Origin of the sequence: Tissierella sp. (assembly GCF_032104385.1) — a bacterium.
Taxonomy (GTDB): domain Bacteria; phylum Bacillota; class Clostridia; order Tissierellales; family Tissierellaceae; genus Tissierella.
The window spans coordinates 144,686-169,880 of sequence record NZ_DAMCHJ010000002.1 but is presented as its reverse complement, the minus strand read 5'-3'; the positions used below and the strand labels follow the sequence as shown (position 1 = coordinate 169,880).

The 25,195-nt window shown below is 29.9% G+C and carries 24 protein-coding genes and 2 other annotated features; of the genes, 21 read left to right on the top strand and 3 right to left on the bottom strand.

Going from position 1 to position 25,195, the window contains the following annotated elements:
- Position 1: 1 nt before the first annotated feature.
- On the bottom strand, positions 2–703 hold the full coding sequence (locus RT714_RS02795) for a response regulator transcription factor (protein ID WP_313756090.1): 702 nt from the start codon (positions 701–703) through the stop codon (positions 2–4).
- A gap of 110 nt (positions 704–813) precedes the next feature.
- Positions 814–1,047, top strand: a binding site (T-box leader).
- 192 nt (positions 1,048–1,239) lie between these two features.
- Between RT714_RS02795 and cysK the strand changes: the two genes are divergently transcribed.
- From cysK to RT714_RS02775, 4 genes are all read left to right on the top strand, one after another.
- Positions 1,240–2,157 carry a cysteine synthase A gene (gene cysK, locus RT714_RS02790; RefSeq protein WP_313756089.1) on the top strand — a complete coding sequence of 306 codons (918 nt, stop codon included), beginning with the start codon at positions 1,240–1,242 and terminating at the stop codon, positions 2,155–2,157.
- 4 nt (positions 2,158–2,161) lie between these two features.
- Entirely contained in the window at positions 2,162–2,704 is a 543-nt protein-coding gene (gene epsC, locus RT714_RS02785) for a serine O-acetyltransferase EpsC (RefSeq protein WP_313756088.1), read from the top strand.
- Positions 2,705–2,783: 79 nt separating this feature from the next.
- Positions 2,784–2,988 (top strand) — a binding site (T-box leader).
- 40 nt (positions 2,989–3,028) lie between these two features.
- The gene (gene trpS, locus RT714_RS02780) at positions 3,029–4,021 is read left to right on the top strand and encodes a tryptophan--tRNA ligase (RefSeq protein WP_313756087.1); all 993 of its coding nucleotides are present in this window, start codon (positions 3,029–3,031) and stop codon (positions 4,019–4,021) included.
- Positions 4,022–4,036: 15 nt separating this feature from the next.
- Positions 4,037–4,792, top strand: coding sequence for a TIGR02206 family membrane protein (locus RT714_RS02775; protein WP_313756086.1), 756 nt, complete (start codon positions 4,037–4,039; stop codon positions 4,790–4,792).
- A 39-nt stretch (positions 4,793–4,831) separates the two neighbouring features.
- Here RT714_RS02775 and mnmH read toward each other — a convergent pair whose 3' ends face one another.
- Together mnmH and RT714_RS02765 are read right to left on the bottom strand one after the other, a co-directional pair.
- Entirely contained in the window at positions 4,832–5,893 is a 1,062-nt protein-coding gene (gene mnmH, locus RT714_RS02770; RefSeq protein WP_313756085.1) for a tRNA 2-selenouridine(34) synthase MnmH, read from the bottom strand.
- A gap of 130 nt (positions 5,894–6,023) precedes the next feature.
- Positions 6,024–6,266 (bottom strand): DUF2249 domain-containing protein, encoded by a 243-nt coding sequence (locus tag RT714_RS02765; RefSeq protein WP_084725226.1) that lies wholly within the window; start codon positions 6,264–6,266, stop codon positions 6,024–6,026.
- Positions 6,267–6,404: 138 nt separating this feature from the next.
- On the opposite strand from RT714_RS02765, the gene RT714_RS02760 reads away from it, so the two are divergent.
- The 17 genes from RT714_RS02760 to RT714_RS02680 all read left to right on the top strand — a co-directional run bounded on the left by RT714_RS02760 (position 6,405) and on the right by RT714_RS02680 (position 25,175).
- Positions 6,405–6,788, top strand: a complete 384-nt coding sequence (locus tag RT714_RS02760) for a VOC family protein (RefSeq protein ID WP_313756084.1) — start codon at positions 6,405–6,407, stop codon at positions 6,786–6,788.
- Positions 6,789–6,937: 149 nt separating this feature from the next.
- The gene (locus RT714_RS02755; protein WP_313756083.1) at positions 6,938–9,262 is read left to right on the top strand and encodes an EAL domain-containing protein; all 2,325 of its coding nucleotides are present in this window, start codon (positions 6,938–6,940) and stop codon (positions 9,260–9,262) included.
- A gap of 128 nt (positions 9,263–9,390) precedes the next feature.
- The gene (locus RT714_RS02750) at positions 9,391–10,794 is read left to right on the top strand and encodes a family 10 glycosylhydrolase (RefSeq protein ID WP_313756082.1); all 1,404 of its coding nucleotides are present in this window, start codon (positions 9,391–9,393) and stop codon (positions 10,792–10,794) included.
- Between the two features lie 119 nt (positions 10,795–10,913).
- The gene (locus tag RT714_RS02745; protein WP_313756081.1) at positions 10,914–11,123 is read left to right on the top strand and encodes a DUF1657 domain-containing protein; all 210 of its coding nucleotides are present in this window, start codon (positions 10,914–10,916) and stop codon (positions 11,121–11,123) included.
- A gap of 135 nt (positions 11,124–11,258) precedes the next feature.
- Positions 11,259–12,119 carry a dipicolinate synthase subunit DpsA gene (gene dpsA, locus RT714_RS02740; protein ID WP_313756080.1) on the top strand — a complete coding sequence of 287 codons (861 nt, stop codon included), beginning with the start codon at positions 11,259–11,261 and terminating at the stop codon, positions 12,117–12,119.
- A gap of 2 nt (positions 12,120–12,121) precedes the next feature.
- Positions 12,122–12,700, top strand: coding sequence for a dipicolinate synthase subunit B (locus tag RT714_RS02735; protein ID WP_313756079.1), 579 nt, complete (start codon positions 12,122–12,124; stop codon positions 12,698–12,700).
- A gap of 197 nt (positions 12,701–12,897) precedes the next feature.
- Positions 12,898–14,403, top strand: coding sequence for an ABC transporter ATP-binding protein (locus tag RT714_RS02730; protein WP_313756078.1), 1,506 nt, complete (start codon positions 12,898–12,900; stop codon positions 14,401–14,403).
- 26 nt (positions 14,404–14,429) lie between these two features.
- Entirely contained in the window at positions 14,430–15,530 is a 1,101-nt protein-coding gene (locus tag RT714_RS02725; protein ID WP_313756077.1) for an ABC transporter permease, read from the top strand.
- Positions 15,530–16,462 carry an ABC transporter permease gene (locus tag RT714_RS02720; protein WP_313756076.1) on the top strand — a complete coding sequence of 311 codons (933 nt, stop codon included), beginning with the start codon at positions 15,530–15,532 and terminating at the stop codon, positions 16,460–16,462. Before RT714_RS02725 ends, RT714_RS02720 begins: the two co-directional genes overlap by 1 nt.
- An 87-nt stretch (positions 16,463–16,549) precedes the next feature.
- Positions 16,550–17,596 (top strand): BMP family protein, encoded by a 1,047-nt coding sequence (locus RT714_RS02715; protein ID WP_313756075.1) that lies wholly within the window; start codon positions 16,550–16,552, stop codon positions 17,594–17,596.
- 193 nt (positions 17,597–17,789) lie between these two features.
- Positions 17,790–18,260 (top strand): YkvA family protein, encoded by a 471-nt coding sequence (locus tag RT714_RS02710; RefSeq protein ID WP_313756074.1) that lies wholly within the window; start codon positions 17,790–17,792, stop codon positions 18,258–18,260.
- Entirely contained in the window at positions 18,253–18,663 is a 411-nt protein-coding gene (locus RT714_RS02705) for a hypothetical protein (RefSeq protein ID WP_313756073.1), read from the top strand. The genes RT714_RS02710 and RT714_RS02705 overlap by 8 nt, the downstream gene beginning before the upstream one ends.
- Before the next feature lie 243 nt (positions 18,664–18,906).
- Positions 18,907–20,313 carry an alanine/glycine:cation symporter family protein gene (locus RT714_RS02700; RefSeq protein WP_313756072.1) on the top strand — a complete coding sequence of 469 codons (1,407 nt, stop codon included), beginning with the start codon at positions 18,907–18,909 and terminating at the stop codon, positions 20,311–20,313.
- 140 nt (positions 20,314–20,453) lie between these two features.
- Positions 20,454–21,515: an alanine--glyoxylate aminotransferase family protein gene (locus tag RT714_RS02695; protein ID WP_313756071.1), complete on the top strand. Its 1,062-nt coding sequence runs from the start codon at positions 20,454–20,456 to the stop codon at positions 21,513–21,515.
- A 138-nt stretch (positions 21,516–21,653) separates the two neighbouring features.
- Positions 21,654–22,697, top strand: a complete 1,044-nt coding sequence (locus RT714_RS02690; RefSeq protein ID WP_313756070.1) for a LacI family DNA-binding transcriptional regulator — start codon at positions 21,654–21,656, stop codon at positions 22,695–22,697.
- A gap of 328 nt (positions 22,698–23,025) precedes the next feature.
- On the top strand, positions 23,026–24,384 hold the full coding sequence (locus RT714_RS02685; protein ID WP_313756069.1) for a dihydroorotase: 1,359 nt from the start codon (positions 23,026–23,028) through the stop codon (positions 24,382–24,384).
- Between the two features lie 5 nt (positions 24,385–24,389).
- On the top strand, positions 24,390–25,175 hold the full coding sequence (locus tag RT714_RS02680; RefSeq protein ID WP_313756068.1) for a fumarylacetoacetate hydrolase family protein: 786 nt from the start codon (positions 24,390–24,392) through the stop codon (positions 25,173–25,175).
- Positions 25,176–25,195 lie beyond the last annotated feature (20 nt).

The following is a 25,195-nucleotide window of genomic DNA, read 5'->3' as shown; positions in this document are numbered from 1 at the left end:
CTTATTGTTTTTCTATTTCAAATTTATATCCTGCACCGTAAACTGTATGAATGTATTTTGGAGATTTGGGGTTGTTTTCAATTTTTTGCCTAATATTTTTTATATGAGTATCTATGGTTCTATCAAAACCTTCATAACCAGAACTAAGAGAAAACTCTATCAATTGATCTCTGGAAAGAACATGGTTTATATTAGATATAAGAGCTAATAAAATTTTAAATTCATTTGTTGTTAAGTTAATAATTTTATTATTCTTTCTAACTATCATTTTATCTACTTCAATTTCTAAATCTCCATTATTGAAACTAAGTTTTTCTGCTGGAGGTCTAGAATTAGGATAAGCTCTTCTGAGCAATGCTTTTACTCGACTAATTAACTCCCTAGGGCTGAAAGGTTTTAATATATAATCATCAGCACCTATGGATAAACCTTCTATTTTTTCATCTTCATGAGTTTTAGCAGTTAGCATTATAATTGGCACATCAGATATACTTCTTATTCTTTTGCATACTTCTTCACCTGAAATCTTGGGTAGCATTAAATCTAATATAATTAAATGAATATGATTATTGCTGAACAAATCTAAAGCCATTTGTCCATCATTAGCTAGGAATACATTAAAATTTTCTTTAACTAGATATGCATTAATAACATCTGAAATATTTTTTTCGTCTTCCACTAATAAAACATTTATATAATCCAAAATTAATCACCTCACAATCATTTTACCCGAAAAAGGTAAAATAAAAAATAAAAAATACTTTATTTTTGTAAACTATTATGTTATACTTGAATATAATATTTAAAACATACTAAAATGCTATGAATTGGTAAAGTAAATTATATGAAGTATTTAAGAGAGGATTCTATTGGTGGGAGGAATCTATACGATATATATTTGAAGTGCACCAATGAGCATAAAGTCGAAAAATTTAGTAGACTTATACGGTGGTTCCCGTTATAGAACTAGAGTATGAAAGTACTTGAATTGAGCTGGGGATTACCTCAAGCAGAGTGGAACCGCGAAACTTACCTTTTGCCTCTGTATATTTATTTATACATGGGTAAAAGGTTTTTTTATGACCTAACACAACGAGCGAAGTGAGTTGATGTAGGTCAAACGCAATGAGCTCCAAATATATATGAGCGAAGCGAGTAAATAGATTTGTGATGCAAAACTGCGTGATATGGATTAACTTTACGAACAAGGGGATATATTATAAAAAAGGAGGCAGTAAAATGGTATTAAACAATATTGGAGAGACTGTAGGAAAAACACCAATCGTAAGATTAAATAATATTAAGGAAAAAGGCAATGCAGAAATACTTGTAAAGATTGAATCCTTTAATCCTTCTGGCAGTGTAAAAGATAGGGCAGCTTTATATATGATAGAAGCTGCGGAAAAAGAAGGAATTTTAACTAAAGGTGGAACTATAATTGAACCTACAAGTGGAAATACTGGTATTGGATTAGCTATGATGGGGGCTGCAAAAGGATATAATGTGATATTAGTTATGCCAGATACTATGAGTATTGAAAGAAGAAAACTAATGCAGGCTTACGGAGCAAAGATTATATTGACTGAAGGAAAATATGGAATGTCAGGCTCTGTAGAGTTAGCAGAAAGATTAGCTAAGAATAATAATTATTTTCTTCCAAATCAATTTGGAAATAAAAATAATTTAGTAGCTCACTATGAAACAACAGGTGTAGAAATACTAGAGGAAACTGACGGAAATATAGATGCTTTTGTAGCGGGAGTTGGAACAGGAGGTACAGTGTCAGGAGTAGGTAAGAGGTTGAAGGAATATAATAGGGATATATTGGTTGTAGCAGTACAGCCATCTAAATCTCCAGTTCTAACAGGAGGGCAGCCAAATAGTCATAAAATCCAAGGGATAGGTGCAAATTTTATACCAGATATATTTGCCCAAGATATAGTAGATGAAATACTAAGTATTGATGAAGAAACTTCATATTTCTATGCAAAGAGATTAGCTTCGGAAGAAGGTATATTATGTGGAATTTCATCAGGAGCAAATGTTGCTGCTGCAAATATAATAGCAAAAAAATTAGGTGAAGGTAAGAGCGTATTAGCTATCCTTCCTGATACAGGTGAAAGGTATTTATCTACAGATTTATTTAATGGAGAGTGATTCTATGTTTAGATTTTTCATAGAAGAAGGAAAAAATATACTAAAAAAAGATCCAGCAGCGAAGAATCTTTTTGAGGCCATATTCTGCTATCCAAGTTTAAAATCAATATTTTATTATAAGATAGCTAATAAATTATATAGAAAAAATAGATTTATATTATCTAGGATAATATCACAACATGCTAGAAGGGTAACTGGTATAGAAATACATCCTGGAGCAAAAGTTGGGAAAAATTTATTTATAGATCATGGAATGGGTGTAGTAATAGGTGAAACAGCAGAAATAGGAGATAATGTGCTAATGTATCATGGCGTAACCCTTGGGGGAATAGGTGGGGAAAAAGGCAGTAAAAGACATCCTACTATAGAAGATAATGTTATAATTGGTGCAGGTGCAAAGATACTAGGACCTATAACTATTGGAAAGGGTGCTAAAATAGGTGCGAATTCTGTAGTACTAGAAGATATACCACCATATTCTACGGCAGTTGGTGCTCCAGCAAAAGTAGTTAGAAAAAATTATAATAGCTATATTTATGTTGTATAATGAAAAAGAATGATTATGTATATTTTTTAAGAAAAGTATTTACAATAAAGCTATATACGATATAATATATAATAATGAATAATAGGCAATGAACAAGAATAGTAATCATAAAGAGGTCTAAAGCGAGCTAGGAATGGTGAAAGCCTAGTGATACTATTATGATGAATGGACTTGTGAGTTTATATCTGAATTAAGTAAGATATAGGATTTATCCACCTTATAGGATTAAAGCTGGCTTTTAGCAAAAAGAGTGGTACCGCGGAAATTACCCTTTCGTCTCTTTATTAGAGATGAAAGGGTTTATTTATTTTGGGAGGGATTATAATGGAAAAGAAAACTGTATTTAGTGGAGTACAACCATCGGGAGCATTAACTATTGGGAACTATATAGGAGCTATAAAAAATTGGGTAGAATTACAAGAAGAATATAATTGTTATTATTGTATCGTTGATATGCATGCTATTACAGTACCACAAGTACCAAAGGATCTTAGAAAAAACACACTGGATGTACTGGCATTATATTTAGCTTGTGGAATGGATCCAGAGAAATCTACCATATTTATTCAATCTCATGTGCCAGCTCACGCTGAACTAACTTGGGTATTAAATAGTATATCATATATGGGACAATTAAACAGAATGACTCAATACAAAGAAAAGTCTAGAAAATCAGAAGAAAATTTAAATGCTGCGTTATTTACTTATCCAGTATTGATGGCATCAGATATACTTTTATATCAGGCTGATTTAGTTCCAGTAGGAGAAGATCAAAAGCAGCATTTAGAGTTAGCTAGAGATTTAGCCATAAGATTTAATAATAAATATAGTGATACATTTAAAGTTCCAGATCCATTAATAAAAGAATTTGGAGCGAGGATAATGAGCCTTCAAAATCCAGAAGCAAAGATGAGTAAATCAGATTTAGATGAAAATGGATATATATTGATTTTAGATAATAAAGATGCAATAAGAAGAAAAATAAAAAGAGCTGTTACAGATTCTTTAGGATTAATGTCCTATAATGATGAGCAGTTAGGATTAAAAAATCTATTAACAATCTATAGCATATTTTCAAATGAAGAAATATCAAAAATAGTAAATCGTTATGAAGGGCAAGGATATGGAAAATTTAAGGAGGATTTAGCAGAGATAGTAGTAGAAGGTCTTTCACCTATTCATGAAAAATTTGAATATTTAGGAAAAAATAAGGATTATCTAGAGAAGATATATAAGGAGGGATCAGAAAAGGCTGAATATCAAGCTATGAAAACTCTGAGAAAGGTATATAAAAAAGTAGGGTTTATACCAAGGTAGGAGTGGATTTATTGAATGATTAAGATGTTTTTTAGAGGAAATCCAGATGGATATGTGTTTCCAATATGGAGTTTAGCACATTTGGTAATTGTTTTAATTGCGTTTATGGGAATTGAATTTATATTGTTAAATAAAAGAAAACTTAAGAATTCCCAAATGGGAAGGAAATTTAAAATATTAATGATTATTGTTTTGTCTTTACAACAGGTAATATTATATCTTTGGTATTATTTTTCTGGATATGGCACTATAAAAGAAAGTTTACCACTATATAATTGCAGGATTGCTATTATTTTTACGATTCTTGCTTTTATAACAGATAAAAAGATGTTTAAAAATGTAGGATGTTATTGGGGAATTATAGGTTCTATATTAGTTATTATAATGCCTATTGATGTATATCCATTCTCATTTCCCCATTATGCTAATATTTCCTACTTCTTAGGACATATTAGTTTATTGTGGTCTATAGTATATATATTAGTGGTTGATGAGCATAGGATAAATAAAAGTAGTTTAAAATCAATTTTATATTTTACTAATATTTACCATTTGTTTATTTACTTTTTTAATATATTTACTAAATCTAATTATTGCTACCTAAATGAACCACCTTTTGCCAGAATGTTTTTTCAAAAATTTATTTCACCAAAGGTATATACTGTAACTGTATTTTTTATATTTAATATATTAATGATTTTGGTATATTTGTCAGCTAAAACTGCGTATGGAATATTAGATATAGATGAAGATTTGGTAAAAACTGCTTAGGATATAATATGATATTTTAACAAAATAAAATAGGGGCTATTACTTTGCCCCTATTTTTTTTTCTTCTATATTGACGAAAAAAGTTCTAGTCCATTCCATTATCTTTTCACTTGTTTTAGAAGTATTACTATTGCTAAAAACTGCACTATATTTTCTATTATTATGCTCATAAAGAGGATCATAATATTTTATTATTAATTCCTCTATTACTTGTCTATATTCATGATTAGCAATTAGTTCTATATATTTGTCAATATTTTTATCTCCTAAATATTTTCTAAGATAATTCAATGAAGATACCAACTCATTATCCGTATCATGAACGTATTCAGTGAAAAGATTGTCAACTCTTTCGTCTATATTAGCTTCAATTTTTATATTTATTCCACTTTTCATAGCATTATATAAATAATCTGGAATTATATCTTTCCCTATTCTTTTACTTTCTCCTTCTACAAATACAAGATTTGTTTTTCTGTTTTTTAGGGATTCATAAACAAGGGATTCAAACATTTTTTGAGTATTTTGTTCACCAAGTCCAACATTCCCCAGGACAGAACCTCTATGATTAGCACAACCTTCTAGATCAAGAATATCAATTCCTTTTTCATTAAGGCATTTTAAAATATTAGTTTTGCCCGTTCCAGTATTACCATAGAGAACTATAAACTTAATTTTTTTTACTATCTGTGGAAGATGGCTGTTTATATATTTTCTATATCCTTTATATCCCCCATCAAGCTTTATGGCGTTTATGCCAATGGATTTAAAAAGAGAAACTAAGGAGCTGCTCCTAAAACCTCCTCTAGCACAAAAAAATATAAGATTATTATATTTTTTATCAAGTTCTGAAACCTGTTCATAGATATTTAGAAGATGTTTTGAGGCAGCTTCTATACCAATTTGTTTTGCCTTTTCAATACTTTCTTGTTTGTAAATTGTACCGATTAACTCCCTTTCTTTATCATTGAAAATTGGTATATTATAAGCACCTGGTATAGTTTCAGATTTATATTCACTAGGAGAACGAACATCTATTAATATATGATTATCATTTATTCTTTTTTCGTCTACATCTTCATAACTAACAATTTCAAACATAAAATTCCCTTCTTCTATTAAAATTAAATTACACATATGCTATTATATATCATAAGTTTTCTCTATAACAAGTAAAATTGCATAAAAAAATTTTATAATAATAAAGTAGATAGCAAAATTGCTATCTACTTTATATATAGTTAAGGTATTTTTTAGCTAAGGATACCTTCCATATATCGGGTCCTTCTTCAATATATTCCCATTCAAATTTACCAAATCTTTTTTCTTCTAATTGATTAAATACATGAGAGGGATCTGCATCATTTATTAATACCATTTTTTCACCTACAGGTAAAGAATCAAAAGTACGTAAAACAACGCTATTTACATCATTTGTTTCATATCCTCTAGTATCTAATTCCATTATGGACATACTATCTCCTCCTAATGATTTTAAATTATTATTCCCATAATATAAAATATTATTTTATAAGGAAAATAGCTATAATATTTATATAAAATAGGCTATAATGTAAATAATTAAGTAAATTATAGAAGGAGTGAGTAAATAATGGATTTCAAAATGCTTCATACTTGTATAAGAGTAATGGATTTAGAAAAATCTTTAAGATTTTATAAAGATGCTTTAGGATTAGTAGAAACTAGAAGAAAAGATTTTCCAGAAGATGAATTTACATTGGTCTTTTTATCTGATGAATTAGGACAGCATGAAATAGAATTAACATATAATTATAATCAAGAAAAACCCTATGTAATTGGTGATGGATTTAGTCATATGGCATTTAGTGTAAAAGATTTAGAAACTTCAAGAGAAAGGCATAAAGATATGGGGTATGAAGTTACAGAGTTAATAGGACTTCCAGGTGAAAAGCCAAGATACTATTTTATAACAGATCCAGATGGTTATGATATAGAAATTATAAGAGCTAAATAGTTAAAATAAATAAAAATTACCTCTAAAATATAGAGGTAATTTTTAGGGCGTATTTTGTCGAAAAAAGTCTAAATAATATATATAATATTTTGAAATAATGTATTAAGCCATAAACCTAATACTATCTAAAGAAAAATGGTGGGAATAGTATGAAATCCATTAGAAATCAAATACTAATATATCTTATGATAGGGTCAATAGTACTATTTGGACTATTGCTTATTTTATCTGATTTAAAATTAAATGAACTTCCAAATCATATTAAAGCACAATATGGTGAGATAGTAGATGCTAGAGCGGATGAAGTAGCTAAAGAGTTAAAAGGATTTATTGAGCAAATAACAATAGTATCAAAATCTCCAATAATAAGAACTATGAATTTGGAAAAAATAAAATCTTATCTCTCTAACTTGGTATTAGATAATAAATATAGAAACATGATTATAGCATATCCCAATGGTGAAGCATGGTCAACATTAATGGATAAATTGGATATTTCAAATCAAGAACAATATAAGAGTATTTTTATTGAGAAAAAGAAATATGCAATCTCACAACCATTTTATAGTCCGTATGTTCATGAGTCTGATAAACCTGTTTTAATCGTTTCGCATAGTATTAATGATGAGGAGAATGAAGTAATTGGTTTGGTAAACAGTGTAATAAATATTGAATTTTTAAACCAAATAGTTAGGAATATAAATTTAAAGACAACTGGATATGGATGGATAATAAATAGAGATGGTTTAGTAGTTGCTCACCCAGATTCAAATGTTCCATTACAAAAAAGGATTAAAGATTATATAACTGATGATGATGCAATAAGTAAAATTTTAACTGATGACTCTGGAATTATTGAATATTTAGATATAAATGGAGAAAAAATGTTAGGATTTTTCAGGAGTATTAAGGATTCACCTAATTGGATGTTCATTATTTCAATTTCTGAAAAGGACATTTGCAATGATATAAACGGAGTTAAAAATACTATAATAGCGGCTATTATAATTGGCTTAATATCAGTAATTATATTTTCATTTTTTTATTCTAAAAGCTTATCCAAGCCAATTTTAGAACTAAAAGAAGTATTTGAAAAAGCGGCTAATGGAAATCTCAATGTAATGGCTAATGAAGCAATATCTAATGAATTAGGTGTGGCGGCAAAAAGCTTTAATAAAATGTTAGGAGAAATAAAAGATTTAACTTATAGAGATAAAGTTACAGGATTATATAATTACAACGGTTTCTTTTTAGAGATTCCTCATAAAATGAATAAGTTAGGCAATAAAAAAATGGCAATATCTATTGTAATAATATCCATAGATGATTTTAAAAGAATAAATAGCATTTATGGCTTTGAGTTTGGAGATATAGTACTTTGTAACTTCTCAAATAGACTTAAGGAGTTTTTAAATAATGAAGAATTAGTGGCAAGGTTTTTAGGTGATGAATTTATTTTGTTTTTATATGGAGATGACATAGAAAATATTGAGAATCGTATAAAAACATTATGGAAGTTATGTAGCGGAGATATAAAACTCAATGATAATCAATTTGTTATGAGGGTAAGTATTGGAGCAAGTATTATCTTGAATTATAATATATCAATAGAAGAAATCGTACATCAAGCCACAATTGCAAAGCTTATAGCTAAAAAAATGGGAGGGAATCATTATAGATTCTATAACTCTGAATTGGAAAAACTAATTAAAGAAGAACAAAAGATTGATAATTCTATATATCATGCAATTAACAATAATGAATTTAAATTAGTATATCAACCTATTATAGAAGTATCAACTAGAAAGGTTATAGGAGCAGAGGCGTTACTTAGATGGGTAAATCCTTTACATAAAAATATTTCTCCAATAATAGTAATACAGATGGCCGAACAAAATGGATTGATAATAGAAATAGGCAAATGGGCTTTAAAAGAGGCTTGTAGACAAAATAAACAATGGCAAAACAAGGGTTATCCACCAATTATAATATCAGTAAATGTTTCAGTCATTCAATTTGAGCAAACAAATTTTGTTGACATGGTAAAAGAAATTTTAAAAGAAACGGGATTAGAGGCTAGATATTTAGAATTAGAAATAACGGAAAGAATAGCTATGGATAGGGTAGATGAGAAGCTTCTTAAAATGAAAGAATTAAAGAATATGGGAGTTCGTATATCTATAGATGATTTTGGAACAGGTTATTCCTCATTAGCTTATTTTACACGGTTTCCTATTGATACGCTGAAAATAGACCGGTCATTTATTAATGATATGTTAAGCGATAAAAATTCAAAAACTATTGTAACAACTATTATAAATATGGCTAAATCTATAAAGATAAAGACCATTGCAGAAGGTGTAGAAACTTTAGAACAGCTAGATTACTTGAAACAAAAAAAATGTGATCAAATTCAAGGATATTTAATTAGTAAACCTATAGAACCTCAAGGAATTGAAGAAATGCTTAAATAAAGATGTTTTTATTTTTAAATTTATAACAGTATTATGTTTGTAATGAAATCGTAATTTGAAAATCCAGTCAAAGTATAATATAATTTCTTAAAATGGTATAAATTTATTTGATTGGAGTGGAATGGAAAATGGGAAAGAAAATATTTAAGTTTATAACAATAGGTACTACTGTTTTAACTATAACTTTAAATACTATTACTGTTAATGCAAATTCAGGCAGTATGGGGATGCAATTTTTAAAGAAATATAATTCGAATGAAATAATTTTATTAAAAGATAAACCTATACAAATACCTATGTATGTAAAAGAGCAAGAAAATCAATTAAGAGGAGTATGGGTATCTACAGTATTTAATTTGGATTTTCCAGCTAAAAAGGGATTAACAGAATTAGAATATAAGAATGAGTACATAAGACTTTTAGATAATTTAGAAGCTTTAAATATGAATACAGTAATATTTCAAGTTAGACCTAAATTAGACGCATTTTATAAATCCAATATAAATCCTTGGTCAGAGTATTTGACTGGTAAACAGGGATTAAGTCCTAGTTGGGATCCTTTGAAGTGGATGATAGAAGAAACTCATAAACGTGGAATGGAGTTTCATGCTTGGTTTAATCCATATAGAGTAACAACAGGAGCCGAGAAAATATCAGATTTAGCTCCTAATAACTGGGCAAGACAAAATCCTCAATATACTTTTAGCTTTAATGGTAAGCTCCAATTAAATCCAGGAGAACCAGAAGTAATTAAACATATCAATGATAGTGTAATGGAAGTAGTAGAACACTATGACATAGATGCAGTTCATTTTGATGATTATTTTTATCCTTTTAAAAGTGGTAATAGCTGGTATGCAAAAGAAGAGGAAAATTCATTTAAGAAATATGGTACTGGATTTAAAAGCAGAGATGAGTGGAGAAGAAATAATGTGGACATGCTTATAGAAACTATTCACAATTCTATAGAAGCTTATAATATTAAGAATGAAAAATCTGTACAATTTGGTATTAGTCCATTTGGAATATGGGGGCATAAAGAATTTCATCCAGAGGGAAGTATAGAGGGAATAGGTTCTCAAACACCCAAAACATCTAGAGCGTCTTATGATGACCAATTTGCAGATACTAGGAAATGGGTTAAGAGTAATTGGATTGATTATATAGCGCCACAAATTTATTGGACTTTTGATGAAAAAGCAGCACCTTATGGAGAATTAGTAAATTGGTGGGCGGATGTAGTACGTGATACTGATGTTAATTTATATATTGGACATGCTAACTATAGAAAGGCAGATATAAACAACAAGAATTTAAGCTGGAAAAATCCTGAAGAAATATCAAATCAACTTAAGTTTAATAGCTTATATGATGAAGTGAAAGGTAGTATATTTTTTAGATACAAATCCTTACTAGAAAATGAAAAAAATCCTCCAGCAAATAATCAGTTTATTAAAATTCTTAAGGGACAACATTTTAATACAAGAGCATTATTACCATCTAAGCCTTTATTAAATCGTAAAGATATATAGATATTTAATAAAATAAACTCTCCTAAAAACCATATTAAAAGGGAAAAAAAGTTATTAATATTATTTATAATAGCTGTAAATACTAATTTAGAAAAATAATTTAAAGGAGAGATAAATTTATGACTGTAATGACAAAATTAGAAACAGCCTTGGCAAGTGCCAAGGGATTAGCTGCAGATTTAAAAACTTTTTCTTTAGATACAGATAATCAAGAAGCAAAACAAATGTTTAGCACATTATCTTCAAATGCTGAAAATATGGTTCAAATGTTACAAAGTAGAGTAAATACTATTAATAGTGAAGAACCTCAATATAACCAAGAGCAATAATTAAAGAGCGTTTGTGAATCTAGATTCACAAACGCTCTTTAATTATTGCTTTTTTACAGGGTTATACAAGCACTTTAATTATCTAAATACATAATATATATTACTTAATATCTTATTTGGCATAGGGGGGAAGTTATGAGAATATCAGTATTAGGCGGAGATGAAAGAAGTGTTAAATTAGCGAATTTGCTTCAAGAAGATGGGAACCATATTGATTTATTTGGTTTCGATAATTTAAAGATTGATGGATTAAAAATAAGTGAAAAGCTAGATTTAGCTATTGAAAAATCAAATATAGTTATAGGACCATTGCCGTGTTCTAAGGATAATATCTTATTAAATACACCTTTATATTCAAAAGAAATAAAAATAGAAGAAATATTTAATAAAATGAATTCAAATCAGGTATTTATAGGAGGTAAAATATCCAATGAAATATCTGATATTGCAAAGCACTATAATATTGATACTGTGGATTTTCTTAAAAGAGAGGAAATGGCAGTATTAAATGCAATTCCTACAGCAGAAGGTGCAATTCAAGTAGCCATGGAAAAAATGGAAATTACCATTCATGGATCAAGTATTATGATATTGGGATTTGGAAGAATAGGAAAGATTTTAGCTAAAATGCTTAAAGGGATAGGTGCTAATGTATATATAGAGGCAAGGAATTATTCTGATTTAGCTTGGGTTAGTACCTATGGATATAATCCAATACATTTAAATGAAATGAAAGATTATCTTCAAGAAATGGATGTAGTATTTAATACTATACCATCTATGATTTTAAATGAAGAAATGTTATTAAAACTAAATAAAGAATGTTTAGTGGTAGACCTTGCATCTATACCTGGAGGAGTAGATTTTAAAAGGGCTGAAGAACTAGGTATAAATACTGTTTGGGCATTAGGGTTGCCTGGAAAAGTGGCACCTATGACTGCAGCAAGAATTATGAAAGATACTATTTATAATATTATTGGGGAATTGGGGGAGTAGATATGTTATTAAATGGAACAAAGGTTGGTATAGCTATTACAGGTTCATTTTGTACATTTGAAACTATTTTGGTTGAAATAGAAAGATTAGTTAATGAAGGGGCAGATGTATATCCGATTATGTCCTATAATGCTAATGATTTCGATACTAGATTTGGCTTGGCTGAAGAATGGAAAGAAAAGATAATAAAAGCAACAGGGAAGGAAATCATAGCTACAATACAAGATGCAGAACCTATAGGACCGAAAGGATACCTTGACATATTGGTTATAGCACCTTGTACAGGAAATACAATTGCAAAATTAGCAAATGCCATTACTGATACACCAGTATCTATGGCATGGAAGGCTCATTTAAGAAATAATAAGCCTGTTGTAGTTGCAATTTCCACAAATGATGGGCTAAGTGGAAATGCAAAGAATCTAGGTATATTATTAGATAAAAAGAATGTATATTTTGTTCCATTCGGGCAAGATGACCCTTCTAAAAAAGCAAATTCATTAATTGCACATTATGATAAGATAGTGCCAACTATAATAGAAGCATTGCATGGGAAGCAAATTCAGCCATTACTAGTATGATAAGGTTTTGAAAAATAAGTACCATTTTTGGTGATCAAAAATGGTACTTATTTTTTGCTATAATTAATATATAAAATATAATCTAAATTTTTTAAACTTTCAACTTGAGTTTTGTATAAATATAACAAAGGATATTTTAATATTTTAGAGAATTTATGCATATAGAATAATAACTAATGTAGGACAGGAGGGATAACGTGGATACAATCTTAAGAATGTGCTCAATATCAAAATATTTTGGTACATTAGTGGCTAATGAGGATGTTAATTTTGAAGTAAAAAAAGGCGAGATACATTCTCTTTTAGGGGAGAATGGGGCGGGCAAATCCACATTAATGAATGTATTATATGGGTTATACCAGCCAGATAAAGGTGAGATATTTTTTGAGGATAAAAAGATTAATTTAAAATCTTCCAAGGATGCTATTGATTTAGGAATAGGTATGATACATCAGCATTTTATGTTAGTACCTGTTCATACAGTATTGGAAAATATTGTTATGGGAATGGGGAAGGAAAAAGGTTTTATAATCAAAGAAGAAAATCTTAAAAAAGAAATAAATGATATTGCTGTAAGATATGGTATGGAAATATCTTTAGATGCAAAGGTTTCGGATCTTTCAGTTGGAGAGCAACAAAGAGTTGAAATCGTTAAAGCTTTATATAGGGGAGCAAAATTACTTATAATGGATGAACCAACAGCAGTATTAACACCTCAGGAAACAGAAGAGTTGTTTACTACCTTAAGAAAGATGGCAGATGATGGTATGTCCATAATATTAATCACACATAAATTAAAAGAAGTAATGTTTGTATGCGACAGGGTTACGGTATTGAGGGATGGTAGGATAACAAAGACAATTTGTACTGAAGAAACAAATGAACTTGAACTTGCAAAATTTATGATAGGAAGGGAACTTTCAGCCATGGAACAAGATGAGAACTGTTGCCCTGGAGGTCCTGTTCTTGAAATAAAAAATTTATCTTACGAAGTAGAAAAGGGAATAAAAGCTTTAGATAATATAAATCTAAGAGTATGTTCTGGGCAAGTTTTAGGTATTGCTGGAGTTGATGGAAATGGTCAAAGAGAGTTAGCAGAAGTAATAGTTGGATTAATGGAGGGGGCAACAGGGAATATATTATTGAATGGAGAAGAAATAAAAGGCAAGACTATTTCAGAAATAATAAAAAAAGGAGTAGGTTATATTCCAGAGGATAGACATAAAAGAGGATTAATATTGGATTTCTCAATTAGTGAAAATCTAATATTAAAGGACTATTATAAATCTCCATTTAGAAAGAAGGTTTTTTTCGATTTTAATTCAATAAATAAGCATGCTGATAATATGATTTCAAAATACTCAATTAAAACTCCAAGTAGAAATGCAGAAGCTAGAAAACTATCTGGAGGAAATCAACAGAAGATAGTTGTTGCAAGAGAAATTGATAAACTGCCAAAATTGTTAATTGCTGTACAACCTACTAGGGGAGTTGATATAGGTGCATCAGAATTTATTCATCAACAAATTATAAATGCCAAAGAACAAGGAACTGCAGTACTACTTATTTCTACAGAACTTTCAGAGATTAATTTATTATCTGATAAAATTGCTGTAATTTATAAAGGTAGTATAGTAGGACAAATGGATAAAAAGGATTTTGAAGAAAGTACAATAGGATTGATGATGGCGGGGGCTAATTAAATATTTTCAAATTAGGAGGAAATGCCATGAATAACACTGAGGATTATTATAAGAACAGGGTTTTAAATAAGATATTTAATAAAAATAAACTTTTAACAATTATTATACCAATGGTATCGGTATTATTAGCATTGTTAATTGGAAGCATACTATTACTTTTTATAGAGGTCAATCCTCTAGAGGCTTATAAGTATTTAATATTTGGGAACTTTACAAATATCTATAATATTGCGGAAATTTTTGTGAAGGCTACACCTATTATATTAACAGGTCTTTCCTTTGCTTTTGCTTTTAGAACTGGATTATTTAATATTGGTGGTGAAGGTCAGATGTTTGCAGGTGCTATGGCAGCAGTATTTGTAGGGTTAAAGACTGGGCATCTTAGTCCATTCATTACTATACCACTCTGTTTATTGGCATCAATAGTAGCAGGTGGAATATGGGGAATGATACCAGGAATACTTAAAGGAATATTCGGCTCATCTGAAATAATTATCACCATAATGTTTAATTATGTAGCATTATATCTCATAAGCTATTTAGTAGATAAGCCTCTTAGGGAAGCAAGCGGATTCTATCCACAAACGGATTTAATTGGAGAAAATGCCTTTCTCCCATATGTGATTTCTAATACTAGATTACATATAGGATTTATTATAGCTATAATAATATCAGTTATAGTATATATTGTTTTATGGAAAACTCCCTTTGGATATAGGCTTAGGGCTGTAGGACATAATCCTGATGGAGCAGAATACTCTGGTATAAATATTAGGAGGAATATAATTATTTCTTTAGCTATAAGTGGTGCTTTGGCAGGAGTAGCGGGATTTACTGAGATAAATGGAATTCATCATAGACTTCTTGACAATTTTTCTAAAAATGTTGGTTTTGATGGAATAGCGGCTGCACTCTTAGGTAGTGCAAATCCTGTGGGAGTAGTTATATCATCCATACTTCTTGGTATGCTTCAAACAGGTGCAAACTCAATGCAAAGGGGAGTAGGAGTTCCAGCAAATATAGTAAGTGTAATTCAGGCTTTGATAATCATACTTGTACTTGCAGGAAATGTGCTAAGACCTAAGATTGAACTGATTTTAAATTCTAAAGAAAGGGTGTTAGATTAATGAAAGATATATTAAGCATGACATTTATTATTGCTCTTTTATCGGCATCCATTAGACTTTCAGTTCCAATACTATTTGCAGCATTAGGAGGAATGTATTCAGAGAGGTCAGGGGTAGTTAACATAGGACTAGAGGGTATAATGCTAGTTGGAGCTTTTGCAGGAGTAGTAGGCTCTTATTTTACAGGAAGTTATTGGATAGGAGCTCTTGTTGCCATAGTAAGTGGAGTTTTGATATCTGCCATATTTGCTTTGATAACAGTAAAAATTAGAATAAATCAAATAGTAAGCGGAGTTGCAATAAATCTATTGGCAGTAGGTCTTACTAGTTTTTTCTATAGGGCATTATTTGGAATAACTACTGTACCTATAACTGTAAAGGCTTTTGAACCTATAAACATTCCAATGCTTTCAAATATACCCATAATAGGTGAAATATTTTTTAAGCAAACAGCACTTGTATATATAGCATTTTTATTAGTACCAATATCATACTATATTTTCTATAAGACGTCTGTTGGACTTAGTATTAGAACAGTGGGAGAGCATCCCATGGCAGCAGATACTGTAGGTATACCTGTAAATAAGGTTAGGACAATATGTGTCTTGGTATCTGGAGCATTAGCAGGACTGGGAGGATGCTTTTTATCCCTTGGACAGTTTAATATGTTTGTAGATAATATGGTATCAGGAAGAGGATTTATAGCGGTTGCAGCTGTAATATTTGGAAAATGGAATCCTAAGGGAGTGCTTATGGCATCACTGATATTTGGAATTGCTGATGCACTCCAAATAAGAATACAGATGTCAGGACTCAATATCCCATATCAATTTCTTCTAATGTTTCCATATTTGCTTACTGTAGTGGCAGTTACAGGAATTGTTGGACGTACTACATCGCCAAATGCTCTTGGAAAGCCATATGAAAAATAATTAATGTGATTTTAAAGGGAGGTGAATATTAGAAAATATCATCCATCATTATAAGCAAAAATATATAAAATTAAAGGAGGAATAAAAATGTTTATAAAGAAAAGAAGTTTAGCATTATTCCTAGTTCTTGTATTAACAATTGCTTTATTAGCAGGATGTTCATCAAAGGAAAATAATGAAACAACTACTAATTCAGAGGAAGTAACTACACCAGATGGAGATTCTACTTCAGTAGATGAAAAAAAAGATTATAAAATAGTATTATTACTACCAGGGCCGATAAATGACCAAGGTTGGAATGCTACGGCTTATGAGGGGTTACAATTGGTAGAAAAGGATTTGGGTATAAAGATGGAGTATATTGAATCTGTACAACAAGCTGACTTCGAAGCTGTATTTACAGATTATGGAACAAAAGGATATGATTTGGTATTTGCTCATGGAACTCAATTCTTTGATGCAGCAAAAAAAGTTGGACCTCAATTTCCGAATACTTTTTATATGGTAATAAATAGCGAAGAGGGACAAGAACCAAATGTTGGCGGTATAGGAGTTAGAGAGTGGGAAGGCGGATATATAGCAGGTATAATTGCAGCTATGAATACAGAAAGTAAACAATTAGGAGCTATAGGATCATTTCCATTTCCAGTTATAGCTGGTACATTAGATGCATTTGAAGTTGCAGCTCACGAAATTGATCCTTCAATTAAAGTTACAAAAACTTTTGTTAATTCCTGGGAAGATATACAAAAAGGCAAAGAAACTGCCCTTGCAATGGCAGAAGCAGGAGCAGATGTTATATTTTGTAGTGCTAATCAAGTTGGTTTAGGCTCTATAGAGGCAGCAAAATCAAAGGGTGTAAAAGCTGTTGGATATATTTCTCCACAGAATGATATAGCACCAGATACTGTTATTTCATCTGTTACCTATAATACACCAGGATTATTTAAAAACACCGTTGAGCAGTTGGTGAATGGTGAATTAAAGCCAGTTGGTGCTTCATTAGGTTGGGCAGATAATGTACTTGATATGCAATGGGGTAAAGATGTAAAAGAAGAATTAAAAGATAAAGTAAATGAAGCTATTGAAGAACTTAAGGCAGGTAAAATAGCAGATCCTTATAAAGGGGAATAATCTCAAAATATAAATCAAAAATCCAATTAGAGAATCCAAATTCTAATTGGATTTTTTATATTTATTAATCCATAAAATCTAATTAAAACCAAAAATTCCAAATCAAACTTAAAATAAAAAACCTTATATTATAGTATAATTAAGATGTAATAATGGATAAAATATTAAAACAATAAAAGATGGAGGCTTAAAAATGAAAATAGATATTGAGCAAATCTTAAGGAATTTAGAGGCAAAGGCTAACACAATTTATTTTGATAAGGATAGATTAAAAAACCTACTAAATGCAGTTAAGAAAAAAATGGAGAACAATAAAACTTTAATGGAAATTTGGGATGATATAAAGCTTTTCATAGATTTAATAAAAGATTGGATGAGAGGAGATTATAAGGAAATATCTCAAGGTTCTATGATAATGATAATAATATCTTTATTATATTTAGTAAACCCATTGGATATAATACCAGACTTTTTAGTAGGAGGATTTATTGATGATTTAGCTGTAATTGCATATGTAATTAAGAAAACCTCAGAAGAATTAAATATATATAAAAAATGGAGAAGCGTAAACAATAATGATAATGTGGATAAAACTGAGATGGAAGATGTAATAGAAATGGAAGAGGAAGTAAATATGGAATATGGAGATATTCAAGATGAATAAAATAGATATTGAAGAATTGTATTGGATTGATCTAGCTGAATTGTTAAATAAACCAGATGAATTAAATGAAATATTCGAATATATAAAGGATTATAATTCAAGAAGCATACAGGAACTAGCACAAATATTAAGATTATATAGTAATCCATCTGGGGTCTTTACAAAAGAATTTGCTGAGATAATTAGGAATGTTTATAGATATAATAAGATAAAATTTATTAAAGCACTTAATCTAATAAAAGATGAATCAATTAATTTAGTATATGTTTTTAGGAGTAAAGAAGTATTTGAAGATGTAGATAAGGAAGTTTTTGAGATTCTTAACTCAAATAGATTATCAGAGGAAGAAATAGATACAACTGATACATTCTTTAAAATGTACAAAACTATATGTGCTACCTGAGTATAAAAGAAGAGAGTTTCTCTCTTCTTTTTTTGGCGAAAATGAATATGGCTAGATGCAAAAGCAAAAGAGCGAATATTCAATATAATGCGATAAAAGAATTAAAAAATAAAATAATTGCAAAAAATAAGATAAACATATTGCAATTATTAATAAACCATAGTATAATAAGGCAATGTTCAATATAGCATCAATAAATATTGCAAGAAAACAAAGTAAAAACATCATTTAAGGAGGTATGTTATGTTACAGGGTATCGAAAATATTGTTTCAGTTTTAAACAATTGGCTTTATTCTTATATTTTAATAGTTTTACTAATTGGCTTAGGATTGTATTTTACTTTTAAAAGTAAATTTGTTCAATTTACACTATTAGGTCATAGTATTGGATTATTAACTGAGGAAACAGAAATAAGAGGTGGGAAAAAGGGAATTTCATCTTTCCAAGCTTTTTGTATATCAGCTGCTTCAAGAATAGGAACTGGAAATATTGCTGGAGTTGCCATTGCCATAGTAACAGGTGGGCCTGGTGCAGTATTTTGGATGTGGATTATTGCTTTAATAGGTGCAGGTTCGAGTTTAGTTGAAAGCACTTTAGGTCAAATTTATAAAGTAAAAGATGGAGATACTTTTAGGGGAGGGCCAGCATATTATATTGAGCAAGGTTTGAATAAAAGATGGCTAGGAGTGATTTTTTCCATATTAATCACAATAACCTTTGGATTTGTATTTAATACTGTTCAAGCAAATACCATAGCAGGAGCATTTAATGAAGCTTTTGGTATTAAAGAAATCATTACTGGAATTATTCTAGTGATTATTACGGGATATATAATATTTGGTGGTGTTAGGAGAATAGCTTCAGTCTCTGCAACAATAGTACCTATTATGGCTACTCTCTATATAGGTGTTGCCATATTCATCATGATAAAAAATATAACTTTAGTTCCCCATATGTTTAAGTTGATATTTGAAAATGCTTTTGGAATTACACAAATAGCAGGAGGCACCTTAGGTATAACAATAATGAATGGCGTTAGAAGGGGATTGTTTTCAAACGAAGCAGGAATGGGTAGTGTTCCAAATGCAGCCGCAGCGGCAGACACATCACATCCAGTAAAACAAGGATTTATACAAAGTCTTGGAGTCTTTGTAGATACAATTTTGGTATGTAGTGCTACGGCATTTACTATATTGTTATCAGGAGTTCTTGAAAACACATCTGGACTCAAAGGAGTACAAATTACCCAAGCGGCTGTAGCTTCTCAAGTAGGCTCTTGGGGGAGTACATTTATTGCAATCTGTGTATTCTTATTTGCTTATAGTTCAATAATTGGAAATTATTATTATGGGGAAACAAATATTGAATTCTTAGATACAAATCCAATATTTTTAATGGGATATAGGATATTAGCCTTAGTTATGGTATTCTTTGGCTCAATAGGTAGTTTTTCATTGGTATGGGATACAGCTGATGTGTTTATGGGGGCTTTAGCCGTTATTAATTTATTAGTAATAGTGAAATTATCTCCTATAGCATTTGCAGCATTAAGAGACTATATTGAACAGTTGAAAGAAGGAAAGAATCCTACATTTAAGTCCAAAAATATTTCGCAGCTAGGAAAAGTAGATTGGTGGAATGAAGAGTAAATATTAGATGTTACAAAGATCTTCTTATAAAAATAAGAAGATCTTTTTTATTTTATACATTGACATTATCCTTAGAAAGGGATACAATGTATTTAACAATAGTAAATATAGTTTACCAATAGTAAAAGGGAGGAATAAATATGAAAAAAGAAGTATCAATGATGGTAGGGCCAACGGCGGTTCCGGAAAGGGTTTTAAATGCAATGAATAGAAAGTCGATATCCCATAGATCTAAGGAATATTGTGAAATTCATGAAAGAGTAAGAGAAGGATTGAAAAAACTTTTTAAAACAGAGAACGAAGTTTATATATTAACATCATCAGGAACAGGAGCTATGGAGGCAGCTATACAGAACTGTTTTTCCTTTGGAGATGAAGTAGTAGTACCAGTTCTAGGAACTTTTAGTAGACAATTTGCTAATATGGCAGAAGCATATCAGTTAAAAGTAATTAGGGTAGAATTTGAACTAGGAGAAGCAGCAGATGTTAAAAAGGTAATGGACCATATAACTCCTAATACAAAAGGTGTATTTGTAATTCATAATGAAAGTGCAACAGGAGTAACTAATGATTTAGAAGCATTTGGAAAGGCTCTAAAAGATAGTGATGTGTTACTAATAACAGACTCCGTAAGTGGAGCGGGTGGACTAGAGATGAGAATGGATGAATGGAATATAGACGTAGTTCTATCTAGTTCTCAAAAAGCACTTATGGTACCAGCAGGATTATCATTTATATCTTTAAATGATAAGGCTTGGAAGGCAGTAGAAAATTCTAATATTCCAAAATTTTATTTTGATTTAAAGAAAGCAAAAGCATTCCAAGAAAAAAATCAAACTCCAAATACTCCAGCAGTATATAATGTATTTGCAGTAGATGAAGCTTTAAAGATGATATTTGAAGAAGGACTAGATAATGTATATAAAAGACATACTGAAAATACAATGAGAATAATAGAAGGAATTAGAGAACTTGGATACAATATATTTCCAAAAGATGAGAAATACGCTTCTAAGACTTTGACCGCAGTGTATGCTCCAGGAAAAGCTAAGGCAATAGTTCAAGCTTTAGGAGAACAAGGTATCACAGTTAATGGAGGATTAGATCCTATTGCTAATGATATGTTTAGAGTAGGTACTATGGGATATGTATACAAAGAAGATGTAGAAGCATTTCTTGAAGCATTGGCAAATATAAAATAAAAATAAATAAAAAAAGATACTTTTCTTAATAGTGTTTATCACTAGAAAGAGAAGTATCTTTTTTTATTATTAACTTTAAAATTTTGAGGATTTGACTTATAATAAAAATATATAATTAATTGTAAAAGGAGTTTAGAAATGGTTAAACAACAAGATATTGCTGATAAATTAAATATATCTAGAGCTACAGTATCTCGTGCTTTGAAAGGTCAAAACGTTAGTGAAAAAACTCGACAACTTGTACTAAAAGAAGCTGAGAAAATGGGATATGTTGCTAATAGTGCTGCTACAGTTCTAGCTCTAAAGAATACAAAAAAAGTCTATGCATTTATTATTGCCACAGTAGATGAAGGGTATGGACAACAAACCTACGAAGGAATAAAGGAAGCATCAAATATATGGCAAGGATATAACCTAGAAATTGAAGTAATATTTACCGATATAAATATAGATAAAAATCAATGTAAAACACAGATTGAACAATTCTATGAGGTAATAGAAACAAATTCAGCAGATGGAATAATATTTAGTGCTTTAAGTAAAGAGAATATGGAAATTGTAACTATGGAGTGTAAAAAAAGAAATATTCCCTTAATGACTCTTGATATGATTTATAAAAATAGTGAACTTTTTCATGTTGGACCAGATTACTATAACTTAGGCACATACTCTGCAGCTTATATTGCTAATCTAATGATGAAGAAAGGCAAAATACTGATTTTATCTTATGATGAAGGCTATGAGTTGAGTAAAGAAAGAATGAGAGGTTTCCATGAAAAGCTAAAAGAATATCCTCTTATCCAAGAGTATGATGTAGAACTAGATACTATGTCTAGGGAAAGTTATTTTGAAGCGCTAAATAAATATTTTTATAAATATAATCCTATAGCCATATATGCTCCATATCACGCAGATTATATTGGAGAATTTCTAAATAGAAAAGGACTTAAAGATAAGGTGATTTTGATTACAAATGGTATTAACAAAGAAATAGAAAATTATTTGTTTGATGGAACTATAGATGGAATAGTGTCTGCTAGACCTTATTTCTTAGGAGCTGTTGTGGCTAATAACTTCCACAAATACTTTTATAGGCCTAGGGAAATCTTTAAGGGAGAAATAGATGTTGCTTGTGATATCTATATAAAAGAAAATTATATAAGATATGATAAGATATTTTAAAAAATATTATTTAATTTAGTATTGCTTTAATTCAATAACTATGTTAAGATTTAGTTAAAACTATGATTCATAATTAACAATCTATATAATTGTTTAACTATGACTTGTAATTTTAACTATTATTTTTGTTTGAATTTAAGATACTTGTAAGATGTTTTTTACTTTTTGTTTCTGTAGATTTAGCATGAAATATTTTTTTTCTTAGATTTGTACGCGCGAACATAATTGTTAGTCTATAATCAAACAAAGATATAAATATTTATTAATCAATGTAATTTTATTTTTGGCCAAAAATGTACGCGCGAGCATTAAAAAGGAGTGATTTAAAATGATAGATAAAATAATTAAAAATGGAACCATTGTAACTAATAGTGGAAAGTACAAAGGAAATATTGCTATAAAAGATGGAAAAATATATTCGATTTTAAGTGAAGATAGTATTCCGGATGCTTTAGAGATAATTGATGCAAGTGGAAAGTTCATTATTCCTGGAGTTATAGATGGACATGTTCATTTTCAAGATCCAGGAATCACAAACAGAGAAGATTTTCCTAGTGGTACAGCAGCTGCGGCAGCAGGAGGAGTCACTACTGCAATATCTCATCCAATGAATATTCCCCCAATAGTAGATGAGGAAAGTTACAAGTTTACTATTGGAGCATATAAAGATAGGGGTTATATTGATTATGCAATCCACGCTGGAGGAACTGCTGCAAATACTGAAATAATAGAGTCTTTATGGAAGAATACTGGTGCAACATCAATTAAAATGTTTATGTGCTTTTCTGTAGCAGATTTTCCCCATGTTAAAGATGATGCTTTATATGATATTTTACAAAAGCTAGCTAAAGTAAATGGAATTGCATTGATTCATGCTGAGAATAATGAATTGATTGAATTAGAAGAAAGAAGATTAAAGAGAGAAGAACGAAATGATCCTATGGCTTATATTGAGTCTCATAGTGAAGTTGGAGAATTAGAAGCAGTAAAGAGAGCAATTTATTATTTAGAAGTAACTGGTGCTAAAGGGATAATATTACATACTTGTATGGAGAGTGCTTTAATGGAAATAAAGGCGGCTCAAGATAGGGGTGTTAAAGTATACGCTGAAACATGTCCGCATTTTTTAAATTTTATAGATACTGATATACTTGAATATGGTCCATACCTAAAGTTTTCTCCTGTAATGAGAGATGAAAGTAACAGAAGAAAACTCTGGGAATTATTAGATAAAGGTTATATTAGTACAATTGGATCTGATCATAGTCCTTATGAGAAGAAAGAGAAGGATATGGGACTAATGGACATATGGAAAGCTCCTAACGGTATACCAGGAATACAGACTCTATTACCTGTTTTATTAAATGGAGTAAATAAGGGATTGTTAAGTTTTGAAAGACTTGTAGAAGTTACAAGCTTTAATCCATCCAGACTATATGGATTAGATTATAGAAAAGGTTCAATCACAGTTGGATATGATGCAGACTTAGCTATTGTAGATATGGAATTAGTTAAAGAGTTTTCAAAACAAGATATTAAATCAAAAGAAAAATGGTCTCCTTATGTGGGACAAGTATTTAAGGGTTGGCCAATACTTACGATGGTAAGAGGCCAAGTGGTAATGAAGGATGGAGAAATTATGGTTAATAAAGGCTATGGAATATATATAGAACGAAAAAAGAGGTGACTATTATGATTAAATATATTCGTTTTTTTTATGAGGATGAGATAAAATATGGAATTTTACATGGTGAAAATATAGAGATATTGCATGGCAACACTTTTTCCAACTTTACTAGGAGTAATGTATTTGTAAATATTGAAGAAATAAATATTTTACAGCCTTGTACTCCTCAAAAGGTTATTTGTACTGGATTAAACTATTCAGATACAATTTTAGAAGATGGAGCAAGTATACCAAAAAAACCATTATTATTTTTAAAAGCTCCTTCAGCAATAATTGGCAATGAGGATGCTATAATAAAAAATCAAATGGTAGAAATTTTGGCTTGTGAAGCTGAATTAGCTATAGTAATAGGTAAAGAAGGCAAATGCATTTCAGTAGAAGAAGCAAATTCATATATATGGGGCTATCTTATTGCTAATGATGTAACTGCTAAGGATTTGCAAAAAGAAGATATTCAATGGACAAGAGCTAAATCCTTTGATACCTTTTTACCTATTAGTTATGAAATAGTAAGCGGTATAAAAAGTGATAATTTAGAGATACGAACTATAGTTAATGGAAGTATAGTTCAAAAAGGAAATACAAAGGATATGATATTCGATATTCCATATCTAATAAGCTATATATCCCATGTTATGACACTTTATGAGGGAGATATTATTTTAACAGGAACTCCTGGGGGATATGGTAAGATTATTGATGATGATGATACTGTGATAATAGAGATAGAAAAATTAGGTAGTATTAAAAACACTGTTATTAGCTCTAATAATAACTGGTGTTTTAAATAATAAAAATATTATAAAACAAT